Below are 19,827 nucleotides of genomic sequence, written 5' to 3'. Positions count from 1 at the left end.
TAATCCCCCTTATTTATCGTCTTATGATATTTTCTAATCTTCTTAAATATTGTAAGTCCATCTCTATATAAGTAGAAGGTTTAATATTTTTATTTAAGTCCATATTTTTATTTATATCTGGATGTCTTGGTGATACGAGAACTTCTCCTAAGCCTTTAATGCTAAGGTTCTTTTCATTGACTGATTGATAGACTTCTTCTATTGCTTTAAAAATACTAAGACTATTTTCTAGGCAAATTTCTGATAGATTATATATTGCATCGTTTTTAGTATTTTTTATGAATCTAGGCGATACATAGGGTAAAATCATGTTGATACTAGGGATTGAAAATGATTCTAAGATACTATCTCCTACCATATCCCCACCTATATAGGGATATTGACTACTTTCATTAAACCACAGCTTTAGATTAGGTATAAAGTAGGCATAATCTAATTCTATACCTTTTATTTCACCTATTTCTTTTCCTTTTCCAGAAAGTATGCCTACTATAATTTTTCTTATTTCTACACCTGCATTTCTTAAAATTGGTTCTATGACATTTATTCTATAGCCTTTACTAAGTAAATCGTCAACTAATATGACGGGCTTATTAAAAGATTTTAATACCTTAGCCTGTTCTTCTAGGGATAAATAGTAAGGAGATGAGCCTACTGTAAAATTAACAATATCAGGTTCGAATATTTTTTCTGTGTGCATAGTTTTAGTAACTGTATTTGGTATTATACTGCTGTTTAATATTGAGCCAAATGGTACACACATATTAGGACCAAATTCTTTAATTGGTGATGGAATTATACTTACTTCATTTGCATCACAAATTTTTTGAATCAATTTACTATAAGTCATATCCCTATTATAGGTAAGTAAGAGCTCACCTGGATAAAGAGCAGATAAGACTTCTTTAAGTTTGTTTCTAGTATTTCTTATGGTTTCCAGTATTTTTGTATCAGTGCTATATGGAGGCTTCAACATATTTTCTAAGTCTAGATTCAAAGTCATTGGATTATTCATATCCACTATAAACAGAGAGTTTTCATTATATACAAAATCTGTCATTAGGAAGCCTTGCAATAATAACTGTCTTTCAACCTCAGAATTTTTATTCTTCAGTAAGGAGTTATTATATAAAGCATAATTGTAATCTCTAGTTATAGCTAAAGATAATGTTTCGTTTAGAACTATCTCTACGAAATATTCATCATCGTTTTGAACACATATTCCTGATATTAAGATAATCCTTCCCTTTGCATTTTTCCTTATATAGTCTGTGATATTTGAATCATGGAATTCATCATATAGCATATTTTGGCGAACCCAATAAAAACTAGAAAAGCCTAATAGATTATTAGTTACAGAATCCCTTACTAATAGAATTCTATAATTTAGTTTTTTTCTAAGAGAATTAAAATGATTTATGTCTATTGCATCTCCAAACTGTTCTTTTATTTCTTCTAAAATATTTTGATTCAGGTTCCTTATAGTTTCTATTTCAATTATTTTAGATTGAATCAATGTTTTGTATTGTGGTTCCCTTAGATATAGTCCATAGTTATAGATATAAGATTCTGCTAGGGGATCTATAAATTTTGATATATCTCTATTTAAATCTATATTTTGTCTTATTTGCGTTGAGCTAATATCTTCATATCTAGGAGGTAGAGAGAGTCTAATGACTTTAGATCTTATATTTTTAATACTTTTCTCTAGAGTTTTCTCGTCATCATCTTTAGAAATACTAGATTTCCTATCAAAAATTATGTGAGGAAAATCCAAAATAATACTCTCTTTTTTATATGCAGCTGCATTGATTAAGACATCAGAGCCAACTACAATATATACTTCCTTTTTAGGAAATAATTTTCTTAAGCTGTCTAAATCTATTGGATTACTGATATTTATTGGTGTGTTTTTTGGAAATAAATAAATATCCTTTTCATTTGCAATACTCATATTTACAATATTTCTTCTAAAGTTATGAGGTTCAGTTCGTTTGGACCATGAGAATTCATCTACTGCCAAATATACTTGGAATCCTTGATCTCTTATTTCAATAGCTATTTCCTTATGGCCTAGGGAGAATGGATCAAAGCTACCTGGGAAAAATGCTATATTTTGATCATCAACTGGTTCTAAAGAACCGTGGAAAAACTCGTAGTCTGATATAAATCTGTATATATGATTTAGTGAAGCTGCATTATTATAGAATAAGAAATCATCTTCTCTATTATCATCTAAAAGAGTTAAGATTTTTTTTCCGATCTTATTGAATATATTATATTTTTCATCCAAACTTAAGATATTCGATTTAAATAGAGTAGAGCTTAAAACCCTTAGAGATTCATTTTTTATATCATTATTATAGGAAGCCATAGCTATGGAGAATAAGCCTAGAAGTCTGTCTATTCTATGGTTATGAATTTGTGATTCTTCTTCAAATTTAGTTATATAAGATTTATAGTTTTCTATACATATGGCTATAGTATTTAGAAGCAAGAAGACAACACTTATGCTAGATATTTTAATTTTATCTTCAAAATCATCTATGATTTCATCTAATTCTTTAGGAGGCAAGTATAATAGCAATTGACCTAAATAAAGAGGAATAAATTTTGCAAATTGATAAGAATCCATTTCCAAGGCTCTTAAAAGCTCTATAGCCACATCATTTCTCTCTTCTAATGATAATAGATGAAATATATTTAATAGGGTAATGCCACTATAATTTCTAACCCTCTCTATAGCACTTACCTTAAGTATATTACATAGATGCATTGCAGTATGAAGCCCTTTAGCAGAAGGGTTCTTAACTACTTGGTCATAAAGCATATCTATATTTATTTTCTTTTTTACCCACTCAGTTGCAGTTTTTAAATTTTGAAGAAAAATTTCTGAGGTTTCATTTTCACTATAATTTTTACTTAATATTACTTGATAATTAGGAGAGATATTTATCTTTTTCCCTATTATATATTTTAAATAGTTTTCTCCTAAGATAGGGGACTTGTTTAAATTTGCTATAAGCCAATTCCTAATAGAAGCTATAAATATAACGTTATCTGTATTTATTAACATCTGTGATATACTATCTAAAGTAGTTAGTCTTATCTCCATATTATCTGAATCTAATTGTTTTAATGTATAGGTGAATAATTTAAATAGTCTTTTCTCATCTAGACTGGGAATTGGTATATAGTCAATTGTTTGTGATAAATAGAACTGTCCTATGATGGATAAATTAGCATAGTCATCATAGTATTTAGCTAAGATATCAAAATATTTTCTATGATTGGACTTGTGAGATTCCTCAAATAAAGATTTTATTGTATTTTTTAGATTATAAAGCCATTCTCGTTGAGAATCTGCAATTTTATGGTCAGGAAACAATAAATTATTTAGAAATTCATCTAGCAAGTCTTCTGAAGGCTTTGATCGAGCGTTAAATTTTATTGACTTTGGCAATTCCTTTCGATATTCTTCATCAAATAGTGCAATTAACTTACCAATCAGCTCAGCAGCTTCTTTTCTAATATCATCTCCAGTATGAAGAAGCAAATCTGATAGAAAATGTAATGTAGTGATTTTCTGACTTTGCGTTAAATAAGTTGAGTATTCTTTGAAGATTTGGAGATAGAGTCGAAGTTTCCTCCAATTATTTTCTCCCCTTGCCATTTCTATAATAGTATTAAAAGAAACACTATCTGTTAGTCTAGACATTAAATTGATATTGTGTTCTATAGACATATATTTTATATTACTGATTACCTCTTGCTTATTCATTAACTCAAATGGTTTTTTAAATGGTTCTGTTAAAGAACCATTTAATGTAGTGTCTATTCCCAAGGATATAATATAATCTTCAAAATCTTTTAATTTCTTATATACTTTTCTATATCTATTTTCTTTGGTTTCGTCTACATTGTCTAATTTTTGGAGTATTACATCAAAGGATTCTTCTAAGGAGAATATATGCATATTATAATCATTGTTTTCAACTTTGTTTTTAACTCTAAAATCCGAATATATAAGTATTAGAGATTCAATAGGCAATGTCTCTAATTCTAAATCCCAAGTTGAATGATTAGTTGCAATATGTCCAATTTTATCCATTTTAAATCTTTTAAACCATTCTTCAGTATAATAATAGTGAAGGTAAGGAACTCTTTTACTATCTTCATCTAATACTCCATATTTACCTATATCATGTCCTAGGCTGGCTCCTGCCACAACCCCTAAATCTACAGGAAGACCAATAGCATAAAGTTGTCTTGCTATATACATACTAAGATGATTTACTCCTATTACATGGTCTAGAGTGTTATGACCAGTGATTGCCATATCTAAATGCATTAGCTCATTAATATAACAATTATTAAATATACTTTTAAATATAAAATATTCTTTAGATATATTCTTATTCAGCTCTTCTTCACCAGTTAAAAAAGAAATAGGATATTTTTCAATAAAATTATTATCAAAAAGTTTTAGTTCTACTATAAAATAATTCATAGATCTTACGAAAAATTCATATAAGGAAGTTAAATTAGGGTTAAAATCCTTTATGCCCTTATGGGGAAATGATTTATTAATAACCCAATTAAATATGGATTTTAACCAATTTTCCTGTGTATCTGGATTATATTCATTAAAATAATCTAAGAATAGATCTAATAAAGAAAAGACAGAAAAGTTTCTGTCTTCAAATTTAAAGTCTAATTGGTTTTGAAACTTTTCGTTACTAATATATTTGAGAAGAGTTTCTTTATATTTTACTAAATAACCTTTATCTATTTCCTTATTAAAAAAATTATTAATAATTTCTTTCATTAGTGTTGAATCTCCCTTCTAAGTCTCTCGCCTGTCGGGGTAGTGGCAACACCTCCTAATGCAGTTTCTCTCAATGATTCTGGCAATAGTTTACCCACTTTATACATAGCTTCAACTACTTCATCAAAGGGAACTAATGATTTTACACCAGCCAATGCTAAATCAGCAGAAGTAAGTGCATTTACAACACCAGATGCATTTCGAAGAGCACAGGGATATTCTACTAATCCACCTATAGGATCACATACAAGACCCATTATATTAACTAATGCAAAGGATGCGGCATTAAAAGAAGATTCAGGTGTTCCGCCAGCCATTTCTACAATAGCAGCTGCCGCCATAGCAGCGGCAGTCCCACATTCCGCTTGACAACCACCTTCAGCCCCAGAAACTGTTGCATTTTTGGCTACGATTTCTCCAATACCCGCGGCTGTGAAAAGACCCATAATAAGTTGATCATCTGTTAGATTTAACTTTTCTTTAGCGGATAATAATGCGCTGGGCACAATTCCTGAAGCACCAGCTGTTGGAGCTGCAACTATTCTACCCATAGAAGCATTTATCTCCGATGTAGATAGTGCCTTAGCCATAGCAGATACTATCAAACTACCAGATAAAGTATTTCCAGAATTCTTATATTCTTCAACTTTTTTAGAGTCGCCGCCAGTTAGTCCACTAACGGATTTCACTTCTTTATCTAAGGCAGATGTGGCAGAACTTTTCATTACAGATAAGGTGTCTCTCATTCTATTCATCAATTCATCGTATGAAATATCAGCGTTTTTAATTTCCTTTTCAATTACTATTTCAGATATTCTCTTGTTATTTTCGTTACATAATTTTATTAGCTCTTCAGCTTTATTAAACATAAAATCACCTCTTGATTGGATTTATCCCTTTAATGTATATTATTTCGTTTAATTGATCGATTTCATCTACAACTTTTTTATTAATATCAGAGTCTGTTTCTACCACCATAGTAGCAATATCATTTTCCCTTGTTACTTTCATTGTAGCAATATTGATTTCACTAGTTGAAAGGATTGAGCTAATACGAGATATGACACCTTTTTGATCTATATATTTAATAATGATAGTTGGATAATCTCCACTAAATTCTACTTTATTTCCATTGATATCTGTAATTAATATGCTTCCACCGCCAATAGATGAACCTATAATATAAATGTCCTCTTTATCCTCAAACTTAAAAACTATTTTTACAGTATTTGGATGTTGATAACCTAGATCAGCTTCTATAAACTCAAAATCTATGCCTTTAGACTTTGCAATCTCAAAAGAATCTCTAAGTTCTTCGTCAGAGGGGTCCATTCCAAGAATACCTGCTACTAAGGCTTTGTCAGTACCATGGCCTTCAAAGGTTTTACCAAATGAACCATGTAAATAGAAAACTACCTTATGAAACTCAGTACCAACAATATCTTTAGCAATTTTACCTAATCTAGCAGCACCAGCAGTATGTGAGCTTGATGGACCAATCATAACTGGACCAAGTATATCAAACACTCCATAATCTTTCATTGCATTACCCCCTATTTTGATAGTCTACTAATTCTATCATTTTATACCCAATTTCGCAATAAGTTTAACCCCCAAGAGTAATATCTTGATTATTATACCATTCTAATGCTCCATAAAAATGTTCAGGTTTAAAATCTGGCCAGTATTCATCAATTATATAAAAATCTGAATAGACTGATTGCAGCGGTAAAAAACCGCTAAGTCTTCTTCGACCACCCCATCTAATTATCATATCAACTCTAGATATATCCCGAGATTTTATTGTACTTAATAAATCAGATTTGTTTTCTCCTTCTAAAAAATAGTCTTTTAGATCCCATTGCCAACCATAGTTAACTAAAAAATTCACTTTAATTCCACCAGTTCCAAATCGTTGCCTTTTGAGTGCAAAGGGTAAAAGAGCCTTGGGAAACATATCTGATTCCGTATTTCCTAAGACTAAGAGATCAGCATTTTCTTTAGATAGCATATTGACTGCATCAATACAAGCTTTTGTAAATGCAAGTCTTTGAAATTTAGGTCTCTTAGTATTATCTACTGTAAAACCGTAGTAGGTAATTTCTTTTATCCCAATTTCTTCGCAAAGTTTAAACAATTCTAGACCAGGATTTAAACCTTTATTATATCCTTTCTCCTTAGTCATTCCTTGATCTACAGCCCACCGTCTATTTCCATCTGGAATCACACCTATATGATTCGGAATTCTCATAACTAATATTACCTCCTAAATTTTGTTAAACTTAGTATTCCATAAAAAAATAAAAGAATTCATAAAAGGTTTCGAAATAGTTTAACACTATTTATTAAGTCAGTCGCGTATGATACATAAATTAAAGACTATGAGTAATTGCCCACAGCTATATAAGTACAAAAAGTTAATAATCTGGTAACATCTTCAACCTAGTTTGTAATAATTTTATGATAAGATACGGATTAGGAGGGATAAGAGATGAATAAAAAGATAGTATTAATAGCCATAATCTTAGGTTTAACTATTGGATTAACTGGTTGTAAAGAAAAGAAACAATATAATGCAAAAAGAGTTGTAATCGAAGATGATGTAAGTGTGAATGATAAAGAAGGTGGTAGTTCTAAGAATTATAAAAATAGTAAGGCTGTGAATTCTAACTCTATAGAGCATGTAACTTCAAAAACAGTAGAGTTTCAATTAGAGGAAGGATACTATTTTTATCCATGTTTCTATTATCAAGGGGAAGTATATGGATATTTTTGGGAAGGACATGGATATTCAAACCATTCGGATTTGGAACGAGAGGCTCAAATGGAATATCTATATAAAATAGATAAAGATAATAATTTAGTAAGAACTTCTAAGATGTATCATAATTACCTCCAAGGACGTCATTCAAAGGTTTATCCGCAGGATACAAAATTTATTAATTTTGTGGAAGATGTGGTATTTACTGTAGATTACAAGGTTGAGGATATTCCTAAACCTTGGCCAGAATTAACGGATGTAGTAAATAAGTTAAAAGGTGATAGTCGTCATAAGCTTTACTTTATACGGCCAGTTTCAGAAAATGAAAATTACTTAATTATTAGTGAGGGAATAATTAATGATGGAAGTGATTGGAAAAGATATATATATGATATAGAAAATAATAAAATATATAAAATGAAAAATGAGGAAAGAGAGGGGGCAATTTATTATGTGAATGCCTTGCAATCATTAGTCTGGGTAGATGATAAAGATTTTAAAATATATAAGATAGTTTTTAAGGATGAATATTATGATTTAGAAGAATATATTGACTTAAACAGATATGGTAAGGCAGACAAGATAGAGGCTGTAATGAAAGATAATGACGAGATGATATTGTTTATGGATAAAAATGTAGAGGGATATTTATTTAAAACTATTTATATTGGTAAATTAAATTTTAAGACTAATCAATATAATTTATTACTTGAAGCGCCTAAGGAAATAAATATATATGCTGAGTATGTGGGACATAATATATTGCTGATAGAAGAGTTTAAGATAAATGATAGAGTTGTAATACCTGTAAAGAGGTATCTAAAACAGGTATTACATGATGAAATGAATGCCATACTCGAGGAGGAGCCTAAAGAAGAATCAGAGCAGTGGTATTTAAATAAGTGGATTGTAATTAGTGAAGATGGAAAAGAGATGTTTGATGCTATGGAAATAAATAAGATGAAAGGTGTATTAACAACGGAAAAGATGATATATCAAAAATACTATATTAAATATAGTGATGATTGATTTAATATAAGTATAGACATTGATGGTGGGATAAATTTAAGATACAATTAAAATGAGTATAATAAAATATAGTTATACTCATTTTAAAGTGCTTATATAATCATTACGAAGATTAGGGTGAGTATAATGAGTAAAAAAATATTGGTAGTTGAAGATGAATATTCAATCAATGATATCTTAACTATAGCATTAATAGATGAAGGATATGAGGTCAAAAGTGTATTTAATGGTAGATCTGCATTAGATGCAATAAAAAGTTTTAATCCAGAGTTGGTCTTATTAGACCTTATGCTACCAGATATAGATGGTTTTGAAATATGCAGAGAGATATCAAATAATTATTTGGTGATTATGATTACAGCTAGAGATAATATCTTTGATAGGATTGTTGGATTAGAATTAGGAGCAGATGACTATATTGTAAAGCCATTTGAAATAAGGGAAGTTATAGTTAGAATAAAAGCATTGTTTAGAAGCTTAGAAAAAGATAAATCCTCATTTACTGAACAGATAATGAGATTAAAAGGAGATATAGAGGTAGATATAATGGGGGAAAGGGTATTTAAGAATGGAAAAGAGATAGAGCTAAAGAGGCAAGAGTCTAAACTATTTTTCTATTTACTTAATCATAGAAATCAAGTATTTTCACGACCAGAACTTCTAGATAGAGTGTGGGGATATGATTATTATGGAGATGCTAGGACAGTGGATGTACATATTAGAAGGATCAGAGCTAAATTAAAAATGCCTGGAGATACCATCATAGAAACTGTATTTGGTACAGGCTATGTTATGAGGTAGAAGATGTTAAGAACTATTAAAGGTAAAATTACAGTAGGTATTGTATTTATTAGTATAATTGTGCTTATTCTAATTAATTTGATTATATGGGGAATATTTGAAAATAATTTACAAACCTTCATTATAAATGATATGGAGAAGATAAGGGACATTGTTTTTTCTGAAATAAAGAGACAATATCCTATTAGCAGTGAAAAAAATAGTTTAAATAATAAAAATGAGATATGGTCTGTCTTAAATACTGTCAGTAAACAATATGATATATATTTGTCTATGAATTATTTTGAAGATAATTTCAGACAATTCGCTGGGGAATTGCTAGAGGAGGAAAGTGTAGAAAATATAGTTCTAGATAGCGATAAAAAATCATCATTATTATATATTCACAACCAAAAAATAAAATTATATGCTACTTATTCTTACCCTATTTATATTGAGGATGATTACATAGGGATTTTTGCATTTCAAAAAAATTATTTAAATGAATACAATAATAATGTTAATTTGATGATAAGGATTATATTTATTCAACTCATCCTATTTATAGTGATGATTCTAGTCAATTATATTTGGCTGAAGAAAACAACAGATCCTTTAAACGATTTAGCAACGGCCATGACTTTTATAGGACAAGGTAAGTTTTCTAATGGATTAAAAACTAGGAATAATGATGAGATAGGCATACTGATCGATCATTTTAATAAAATGGAAGATCAAATAATGGAGCAGATGAGATATCTACAGTTAGAAAAGAAAAAGATAGAAGAATTGGAGAAAGAATCTAGGGATTTCTTCAATTATGCAACTCATGAAATGAAAACTCCTATTACTTCAATTTTAGGATATACTCAATTATTGCAAAAAGGAAACCTAGACAAGGAAGTAACGGAAAGAGCTTACAGCAGGATTATAGCTGAATCTGAAAGAATGTATAAGCTTATTCAAAATATGTTAGTTGTTGCTAGATGTGAACAATTAGAGGAATATGAACCAGAAAGTTTTAACATTAAAGAATTATTAGCTAAAATAATCTATGAGTTTGAGCTAACTTTTAATAAGCAAAAAATTAATATCTGCTTTGATTGTGATGATACTATAATTTTTGCTATAAAGGAAGAGGTACGGACTATAATTAAGAATTTGATTGACAATGGAATTAAGTATAGTCAAGATGGAAAGATAAGCATTAAATGTAAATCTGAAGATTATGTCTGTATTATTGTAGAGAATAAAATTTTACCTATTCCAAAGGAAATAAGAGAAAAACTTTTAGAGCCATTTATTAAATATAATTATGGAGAACATACTCAGATGAGCTCAGGGTTAGGATTATTCATTTGTAAAGAATTAGCTGAAAAGAACAAAGCATATATTGACTATAAAATTTACGAAGATAGAATTTGTTTTAGAGTTAAGTTTATCAATATAGAACAATAAATAATAGGGAAAATCTATAGATTTTCCCTATTATTTTAATGATTATATCGTTATTTTTTTCGTTTAAGTCCTAATAATACTAAAACTATTATTAGAGCTGAAACACCGTATACAATAAATATAGTTTTATTATTTTTTGATGGAGATTCTTTTGATTCTGTTGGCTTTTCATCATCACTATGTTGAAAAGCTTCTCTAGCATCGTCTTTTGTCGCAATTAGTTTTAAATCCAATAAGTTTTCAGATTGATTTATTTCATAATCCTCATTTAACAATATATTGAGATCTTCAAGAGAAATATAGGTGTTTTCTTTATATATAATTGGTTCACCTATTAATTGCAATTCTTTTTCTCTTAAATTAGCCTTTCTACTTCCAATTTCTAAATTTAATATATTTCCGATATTTATACTACCATCTATTGAGTTTTCAACTGGAATATTTAGTGTTTCAAAGGTTTCTCTTATAGGAAGATATATTTTATCATCAATTTTATATATTTTTTCCATAGACACTTCTTCTTTATCATCTACTTTGATTTTGAAGTCAATAGGTTCATTATCAGGAGTTTTGTCTACAAAGTAGGATTTCACAGGTTTTCCAGGTTTTACTCCTTTAACTATACCATCTTTATTTTTTACGATAACCCCATTGACGAGTACATATTCGATTCCAACTGAAGGAGCACCAGAATCTTTTACAGTAGATTTGTCTATTATTGTATCTGGATTGAATATAGTAATATCTGCATCTCCTCCAACTTCTATTCTACCCTTATATTTCATAGAAGGAGCGGAACTTTCCATTCTTTTAGCAGGGAGGTAAGATACTTTCTTTATTGCATCCATTATAGATAATACTTTTTCTTCTCTAACATATTTACCAAATACACGGCTATAAGTTCCAGCGCCTCTAGGATGATTATTATAGCTTGGCTCTATGATAGTATCACTTCCTATCATAGTGTCAGGGTCTTTTAAGAGCATTATAAGTTCTGATTCAGGCATGGAACCATGGGCGGCAACTAATAGATGTTGCTGACGATACCTATCGAATGTATCTTTTGTAATTCTAATATCTGTACCGCCTATCTGTAAATCTTCATAAGTGATTTTGAACCTATCTTGCCAGCCTGGACGGAAACGAGCTGAATCTATATAGGTTGCCCAATAGTCATATGGATAAAAACAAGTTGTAATATCCAAGCCTTCCTCCTTAGCCTTTTTTACCATATCCAAAGCCTTGTCCATAACAAAAGTACCGCCTGTACTGTTGATATGCATAATATGGATTATAGCGCCAGTTTCTTTTCCATAATCTATTACTTCTTGAATGCCATCTAAGCCTTTTTCTTCATCTGAATGTCTTAAATGATAGAAGGTAGGTAGATTATATTCCTTAGCTAAATTTAATAGTGGAATAACTTCATTTTTTACTCCAGGTACATATTCAAAGCTAAAAGAAATGCCTAATGCACCGGCTTCAACATTTTTTCTTACAACATCTACTAATTTTTGTATATCCTCTTCCTTAGTTACTTCAGTATCTACGCCATATCCTACAATAGGCCATCTATGTCTTGTAACAAAAGATGAAGCCCCAAAGTTAGCCAATACTCCATTTTTTTCCCAAGCTCTATACCAAGAGACAGCATCCTCGGTACCACCATGCATAGCTAGATTGCTAGTTACACCATCCAATACCTTTAACTCTATACCCACAGAGTTTGGATCATATGATATAAGGTCTACAAATCCAGGAGAAATAACAAGACCATCTGCATCAATTACTTTTTCTCCTTTCAATTCTTCCTTGGTTATTTTTTCTACCTTAGAACCAATTATTCCAATATTATAATCCTTAAGTTCGTGATCCGTAGATGGATTATAAACAGTTCCACCTTTTATGACTATGTCATATATAATCGGGTTATCGGCAAAGGTTTGAACGGGTATTATATTTAACAACATAATAATTGATAATGATAAAAAAATTACTCTTTTGAGATTCACTTGCACACTTCCTCTCTTTTTTAAATAGCTTGTCTCATAATGTAATATTTTATCATAAAGAAAAGAAGAAGTCTTTACAAAACAAAGACAATTAATGGAATTCAATTATTAAAAATAAAATTAAATATATAAAACAACTATTGACATCTATTTCATTATCTAATATAATTAGCTTAATTTAAAATTAGACTTATCAAGAGAGGTGGAGGGAAAGGCCCTATGAAACCCAGCAACCAGTATTAATTACATGGTGCTAAATCCTACAGCATTAGCTGAGAGATAAGATTTCGATTATTTTACCTCTTTTTAGCTAAAGAGGTTTTTTTATGACCTAACTTAGCGAACGATAGTGAGCTTTAGTAGGTCAAACGCAATGAGCACCAAATCTATACGAGCGTAGCGAGTAAATAGATTTGAGTTGCGAAACTGCGGGAAATGACCTAACTTAGCGAACGATAGGTCCTAGCGGACACCACTGAATTATGCCCTACGGGGTAGATAAGGGTTGTGAGCTTTAGTAGGTCAAACGCACCATTTGCTTCGCTCATTTCTACGTTCACTAGCGTTCACTTCGCTGTCCGTTTTGTCTGCAACTCGCATATATATGCTCGTTGGACAAAAAGGCAATGAGCACCAAATCTATACGAGCATAGCGAGTAAATAGATTTGAGTTGCGAAACTGCGAAAAAATTATGGATAAGTATAATTTTAAAAATTCAATAATTTAATATTCTTATCAAGAGAGGTGGAGGGAAAGGCCCTGTGAAACTTCGGCAACCTTCAGATTAATCTGAAAAGGTGCCAAATCCTACCCTAAGTTCAATCGAACTTAGAGAAAGATGAGAAGGTGTTTGCATACTGTTATGAGTGTAATCTCCTTTCATCTAATATTAAAAAATTAGGAAAGGAGGTTTTTTATTATCTAGTAGCAAATAAATTTTATTGAATAAAGGAGAGATTATAATGAGTGAAAGAAAATTAAAATTTGATACATTACAAGTACATGCAGGACAGGAAGTTGATAAAACTACTGGATCTAGGGCAGTGCCTATATACCAAACTACATCCTATGTTTTTGACAGTGTTGAACATGGAGCAAATCTATTTGCATTAAAAGAAGAAGGATATATTTATACAAGAATAATGAACCCAACAACTGATGCCTTTGAAAAGAGAATAGCAGCATTAGAAGGGGGAGTTGGAGCATTAGCCGTTGGTTCTGGTTCAGCTGCCATTACTTATGCAATTTTGAATATTGCTGGTGTTAGAGATGAGATAATATCAGCAAGTACATTATATGGAGGCACTCATACTTTGTTTTCTACAACTTTACCAAAGTTAGGTATAAATACAGTTTTTGTTGATCCAGATGATCCAGAAAACTTTAGAAAGGCTATAAATGAGAATACTAAGGCAGTTTATATAGAAAGTATAGGAAATCCTGGAATAAATCTTATTGATATTGAGGCTGTGGCTAAGATTGCACATGAAAACAATATACCTTTAATTATAGATAATACATTTGGTACACCGTATCTCATAAGGCCTATAGAATTTGGAGCAGATATTGTAGTTCACTCTGCAACAAAATTCATTGGAGGTCATGGGACCTCAATAGGAGGAGTAATAGTTGATTCTGGAAAATTTAATTGGCTAAATAACCCTAAGTTTCTAGGATTCAATACACCTGATCCAAGCTATCATGGTTTAGTATATGCAAGAGATATTGGAGAAGCGGCTTATATTGTAAAAGCTAGGGTACAGCTTTTAAGAGATACTGGTGCAGCCCTAAGTCCATTCAATTCGTTCTTATTCTTACAAGGACTTGAAACTTTATCATTGAGAGTTGAAAGGCATGTGGCTAATGCAAAAAGAATAGCTGAGTTTCTATACAAACATCCTTTAGTTTCTTGGGTAAATTATCCTAGCTTAGAAGGAAATAAATACAACTATCTTGCTAAGAAGTATTTTCCTAAAGGAGCAGGGTCTATATTTACGTTTGGAATAAAGGGTGGAGTTGAAGAAGGAAAGAGATTTATAGAATCACTAGAGATATTTTCACACCTTGCAAATGTGGCTGATGCAAAATCTCTTGTCATTCATCCGGCTAGTACTACACATTCACAGCTAAATGAGGAAGACCAAATAAAAGCAGGTGTTGCTCCAGACTTAATAAGATTATCAATAGGAATAGAAGATGTAGAGGATTTAATAGAAGACATTGAGCAAGCACTTGAGAGAGCAGTAAGATCTTAAAGCAGCACATATTATAGACAAATTGCTAGAACTTCAAGAGTTTTAGCAATTTGCCTAATAATTATCTATATAAAATTGAAATATTATAATGAGATATTAAAGGAGGCAAATATGAATATAAAACAATTATTTGATAAGAAAAACTTAGTTTTTTCCTTTGAGATATTCCCCCCTAAGCCTGATTATCCAATAGAGACAGTATATGATACCATAGAAGAATTAAGTGTTTTAAATCCTGATTATATAAGTGTTACATATGGAGCAGGGGGTAGTGTTAACAACAACAGAACCTGTCAGTTATCACATTTAATGAAGGATAGATATAATATTGAATCTTTAGCACATTTAACTTGTATAGGTTCTAGTAAAGAGTATATGGATTGTGTACTAGAAGAACTAAAAGAGAAAGGTATAAATAACATATTAGCCCTAAGAGGTGATATTGGAAGCATAGGAGTAGGAGAGTTCAATAACTCTCAAGAACTTATACAATATATAAAACAAAGTGGAGATTTTGGAGTAGCTGCCGCTTGCTATCCTGAGGGACATATAGAAAGCAAAAAAGATATTGATAAAGATATTAGAATACTTAAATTAAAGGAAGAGGCTGGTGCAGATTATTTTATTTCTCAACTTTTCTTTGATAACTCCTATTTCTATAATCTCTTAGATAAGGCAGAACAAAAAGGAATTAAAGCTCCAATACAGGCAGGAATTATGCCAGTAATAAATAAAAAGCAAATAGAAAGAGTAATCTCCCTTTGCGGAGCTTCACTTCCAAATAAGTTCCTTAGAATTATGAATAAATATGAATATGATAAGCTTGCTTTAAGGGATGCTGGAATAGCCTTCGCACTGGAACAAATAGTAGATTTAGCATCATCTGGGATTAAGGGAATTCATTTATATACTATGAATAATCCTTATATAGCTAAAAGTATAACTAATAATATTGAATTTATAGTAAGCTCCATAAATAGAAAAAAGGTGATTTAATAATCAATGAGTAGTTACAGCATCATTAAAGAGAACTGAAAGTCTGTAAATTTCATTTAATATAAAGATATAAAGAGGTTGTGATAATTCATGGATAGAATTGAAAGAAATAAGACTGAAATTTTAAGATATTTAGGATATAAGAATCAAGAAATAGACAGTGTTACTAATATGATAATCGAAGAATCTATAGATGAAATAAATTATTTAAAGAAAGAGAAATATATTTATAGATTTTTTTGTATTTCAAAGAGGAAGGGTAAGCTATTGTTAGATAATAGCAGTCTAAAACTAATAGGAAATGATATTAAGAAACATTTAAACAAATCAGAGTCTTGTGTACTAATGGCTGCAACTTTAGGTCATGATGTGGATACTAAAATAAGGTACTATGAAAAAACTAATATGACAAAGGCATTGATATTGGATGCTTGTGCTACTGCTGCTATTGAAGAAATATGTAATAGATTATGTAAAGATATAAGTGATATTATAGCCCAAGATAATAAAAAATTAACTTCTAGATATAGTCCTGGCTATGGAGACTTTCCATTGAATATCCAAAGTGATTTTTTGGAAGTATTGGGAGCAAAAAAATTCATGGGACTTATGGCTTCATCTGAAAGTATATTAATACCTAGAAAATCAGTTACAGCAATAGCAGGAATCATAGACATAGATAGTAAGGCAGAAGAAATTACCTGTTTAAACTGTAATAAATATGCTACATGTAATTTTAGTAAGGGAGATGCTAGATGTGGGACTTAGAGATTTTTTAAATGAAGGAATTATAATATTTGATGGAGCTATGGGTACTATGCTTCAAAGCAGAGGACTAAAGATAGGTGAATTACCAGAAAAATTAAATATTGAATCACCTGAAATAATAGTTGAAATCCATAAGAAATATATAGAAGCAGGCTCAAAGATTATAACTACTAATACATTTGGTGCCAATGAACTTAAACTTAAAAATAGTGGTTATACTGTTGAAGAAATAATTCATAGGGCAGTTAAAAATGCAAAAGAAGCTATTGACGGAAAAGATGTATATATAGCTTTAGATATAGGACCTATTGGAGAGTTATTAGAGCCTATGGGAACATTGGGATTTGAAGATGCTTATAATATCTTTAAAGATCAAGTGATTCAGGGGGTAAAAAACGGAGTAGATCTAATACTGATAGAAACTATGACAGATTTATATGAAGCAAAGGCAGCTATATTAGCAGCTAAGGAAAATTCAGATTTACCAGTATTTTGTACTATGAGTTTTGAAAAAGATAAAAGAACTTTTACAGGTTGCAATATTATATCTATGGTCATGGTACTGCAAGGATTAGGAGTAGATGCATTGGGAGTTAATTGCTCGTTAGGTCCTAAAGAAATAGAACCTATAGTAGATGAAATATTAAAGATTTCTAAGGTACCAGTTATGGTTCAAGCAAATGCAGGACTGCCATCTATAGTTGATGGAAATACAGTTTATAATATCTCTCCAGAAGAATTTGCTCTATATGTAAGGAGATTTGGAGAAAAGGGTGTAAAGGTTATAGGTGGATGTTGTGGAACGACGGATAAACATATAGAGACTTTGGTTAGTTCTTTAAATAATATAGTAGCACAAGACAGAGAATATTATCCTATAAATGGTATATGTACTCCTACAAATGCAGTAGTTATTGATGGAGTAAAGGTAATCGGTGAAAGGATAAACCCTACAGGAAAAAAACTTTTCAAAGAAGCCTTAATTAAAGGAGATATAGATTATATATTAAGAGAAGCCATAGCTCAAGTTGAAGCAGGAGCAGATATCTTAGATGTAAATGTAGGGTTGCCAGAGATAAATGAAGAAGAAACTATGGTTAGAGTTATTAAAGAAATACAATCTATTCTAGATGTTCCTCTCCAAATTGATTCTACTAATCCTAGAGTTATTGAAAGGGGACTAAGGGTTTATAATGGTAAAGCTATAGTTAATTCAGTAAACGGAGAAGATGAAAGTCTAGATAATATTCTGCCTATAGTAAAGAAATATGGTGCTTCTGTGGTAGGTCTTACATTAGATGAAAGAGGAATACCATCGACGGCTTTAGAGAGGTTTAAGATTGCAGAAAAAATTGTGAAAAGAGCAGAGGAGTATAAGATAGATAAAGAAGATATCTATATAGACTGTCTAACATTAACTGCTGCAGCACAGCAAGAAGGTGTAAAGGAAACATTAAAGGCTATTGAATTAGTAAAGGAGAAATTAAAAGTAAAGACTGTACTTGGGGTATCTAATGTGTCGTTTGGACTGCCAAATAGAGAATTACTAAATAGAACATTCTTGGCATCAAGTATATATGCAGGTTTGGATTTACCGATAATAAATCCAATGAATAAGCAAATGATGGATACAATAATATCATCTAGAGTATTATGGAATGATGACAAAGGAGCTAAAGAATATATTAACTCCTACGAAAACATAAAGAATAGGAGTGATTTCAAAGAGATTTATAAAACCAGTGAAGAAGATTTGTTTAATATAATATTGAAGGGAATTAGAGAAGAAGCTAAAGGTGTAACTGGAAATCTACTATTATATAGGGAACCCCTAGATATAGTCAATGAATATATAGTGCCTGCACTGGATTTGATGGGGGACAAATATGAAAAGGGGGAGATATTTCTTCCTCAGTTAATACGATCAGCTGAAACTGTAAAGAACTCCTTTGAAATCATAAAGGAACATCTAAAAGAGGAATCAGAAACTTCAATCTCTAGAGGTAAGATAATACTAGCCACTGTAAAAGGGGATATCCATGATATAGGTAAAAACATAGTGAAGGTCCTATTAGAGAATTATAACTACGAAATTATAGATTTAGGAAAGGATGTACCCAAGGAAAAGATAATAGAAGAAGCAATTAAAAATGATGTTAAGCTCATAGGACTTAGCGCTTTAATGACTACAACAGTAAAGAATATGGAGGATACAATAAAGACTTTAAAAAAAGAAAATTCCAATTTTGTAGTTATGGTTGGAGGGGCAGTTTTAAATGAGGATTATGCTAATATGATAAAGGCAGATTTCTATGCTAAAGATGCAAGGGATGCTGTAACCATAGCAAGGAAGGTATTAGGGTAGAATAAAATAAACTGAGTGAGAAATGAGTGCTCAGTTTATTTCAAAAAAGCAATGACTATGGAAAACAATAAAACTAATAAGAACAATATATAACACATACGAATAAATACCTTCTAGCAATAGATAGTCTGTAAATTAACTAGAAAAATATTAATTGCTTATCTATGTTTTTTTGTTTTTTAGTGAGCTTATAAAAAAGATAATCATTTTAACAAGCTTTTCCCCAATAAAATTTGAAACTTTCATCCAAAAATTTATTAACACTATGAAAATAATAAGCATAACTAATATCCCCCAAATAAACTCAATATAATCCATAATATCCTCCTCAATATTTTATATGTTTCTTCATATTCTACAGGTTATTTCCAAGTTTGTTTTTTGCCTATCAGACGTAGGTGATTCTTGGGAATCTAATAATTTTTCTGAACTGCTGGCTCACTTAATTTTGTGTCCATAACTATATACTAACACAAGTTATATTTTGGGTGTATTATAAAATTCATACGGAAAGATTTTCTAGGTTCAATAGGCTAGGAATTGGAAAATTTATCGATATAAATAGCTCATCTAT

Annotated in this window: 12 protein-coding genes and 2 riboswitches; of the genes, 7 read left to right on the top strand and 5 right to left on the bottom strand. The window is 30.6% G+C overall.

Translation table 11 applies throughout. The features are described 5' to 3' along the window. Positions 1-13: 13 nt before the first annotated feature. From KQI38_RS06645 to KQI38_RS06630, 4 genes are all read right to left on the bottom strand, one after another. Positions 14-4,828 (bottom strand): cytidyltransferase, encoded by a 4,815-nt coding sequence (locus KQI38_RS06645; RefSeq protein WP_216557208.1) that lies wholly within the window; start codon positions 4,826-4,828, stop codon positions 14-16. Then, on the bottom strand, positions 4,828-5,697 hold the full coding sequence (gene sdaAA / locus KQI38_RS06640; RefSeq protein ID WP_216557205.1) for an L-serine ammonia-lyase, iron-sulfur-dependent, subunit alpha: 870 nt from the start codon (positions 5,695-5,697) through the stop codon (positions 4,828-4,830). The genes KQI38_RS06645 and sdaAA overlap by 1 nt, the downstream gene beginning before the upstream one ends. A gap of 4 nt (positions 5,698-5,701) precedes the next feature. Beyond that, positions 5,702-6,370: an L-serine ammonia-lyase, iron-sulfur-dependent subunit beta gene (gene sdaAB, locus KQI38_RS06635; RefSeq protein ID WP_216557202.1), complete on the bottom strand. Its 669-nt coding sequence runs from the start codon at positions 6,368-6,370 to the stop codon at positions 5,702-5,704. Between the two features lie 64 nt (positions 6,371-6,434). Further along, a complete protein-coding gene (locus KQI38_RS06630) occupies positions 6,435-7,079 on the bottom strand; it encodes an undecaprenyl diphosphate synthase family protein (protein ID WP_216557199.1) in 645 nt (214 codons plus the stop codon). Between the two features lie 240 nt (positions 7,080-7,319). On the opposite strand from KQI38_RS06630, the gene KQI38_RS06625 reads away from it, so the two are divergent. The 3 genes from KQI38_RS06625 (at position 7,320) to KQI38_RS06615 (ending at position 10,856) form a co-directional block, all read left to right on the top strand. Next, the gene (locus KQI38_RS06625; protein ID WP_216557196.1) at positions 7,320-8,618 is read left to right on the top strand and encodes a hypothetical protein; all 1,299 of its coding nucleotides are present in this window, start codon (positions 7,320-7,322) and stop codon (positions 8,616-8,618) included. Positions 8,619-8,744: 126 nt separating this feature from the next. Beyond that, entirely contained in the window at positions 8,745-9,419 is a 675-nt protein-coding gene (locus KQI38_RS06620; protein WP_201259789.1) for a response regulator transcription factor, read from the top strand. A gap of 3 nt (positions 9,420-9,422) precedes the next feature. Then, positions 9,423-10,856: a sensor histidine kinase gene (locus KQI38_RS06615; protein ID WP_216557193.1), complete on the top strand. Its 1,434-nt coding sequence runs from the start codon at positions 9,423-9,425 to the stop codon at positions 10,854-10,856. Positions 10,857-10,906: 50 nt separating this feature from the next. Here the strand turns inward: KQI38_RS06615 and KQI38_RS06610 are convergent, their stop codons facing one another. After that, positions 10,907-12,868, bottom strand: coding sequence for an amidohydrolase family protein (locus tag KQI38_RS06610; protein WP_308524681.1), 1,962 nt, complete (start codon positions 12,866-12,868; stop codon positions 10,907-10,909). Between the two features lie 187 nt (positions 12,869-13,055). Further along, positions 13,056-13,154: riboswitch (SAM riboswitch) on the top strand. 444 nt (positions 13,155-13,598) lie between these two features. Beyond that, positions 13,599-13,714: riboswitch (SAM riboswitch) on the top strand. A 117-nt stretch (positions 13,715-13,831) separates the two neighbouring features. Here KQI38_RS06610 and KQI38_RS06605 point away from each other — a divergent pair. The 4 genes from KQI38_RS06605 to KQI38_RS06590 all read left to right on the top strand — a co-directional run bounded on the left by KQI38_RS06605 (position 13,832) and on the right by KQI38_RS06590 (position 19,253). Further along, a complete protein-coding gene (locus KQI38_RS06605; protein ID WP_216557190.1) occupies positions 13,832-15,124 on the top strand; it encodes a homocysteine synthase in 1,293 nt (430 codons plus the stop codon). A 111-nt stretch (positions 15,125-15,235) separates the two neighbouring features. Next, positions 15,236-16,120: a methylenetetrahydrofolate reductase [NAD(P)H] gene (metF, locus tag KQI38_RS06600; RefSeq protein ID WP_216557187.1), complete on the top strand. Its 885-nt coding sequence runs from the start codon at positions 15,236-15,238 to the stop codon at positions 16,118-16,120. A gap of 90 nt (positions 16,121-16,210) precedes the next feature. Next, positions 16,211-16,888, top strand: coding sequence for a methionine synthase (locus tag KQI38_RS06595; protein ID WP_216557184.1), 678 nt, complete (start codon positions 16,211-16,213; stop codon positions 16,886-16,888). Next, positions 16,842-19,253: a homocysteine S-methyltransferase family protein gene (locus KQI38_RS06590; protein ID WP_246565651.1), complete on the top strand. Its 2,412-nt coding sequence runs from the start codon at positions 16,842-16,844 to the stop codon at positions 19,251-19,253. Before KQI38_RS06595 ends, KQI38_RS06590 begins: the two co-directional genes overlap by 47 nt. The last annotated feature ends 574 nt before the right edge of the window (positions 19,254-19,827 follow it).

Origin of the sequence: Tissierella carlieri (assembly GCF_018917285.1) — a bacterium.
Lineage (GTDB): Bacteria > Bacillota > Clostridia > Tissierellales > Tissierellaceae > Tissierella > Tissierella carlieri.
Note: the sequence above shows the minus strand (reverse complement) of the source record. Positions and strands in the feature narration are given on the sequence as shown.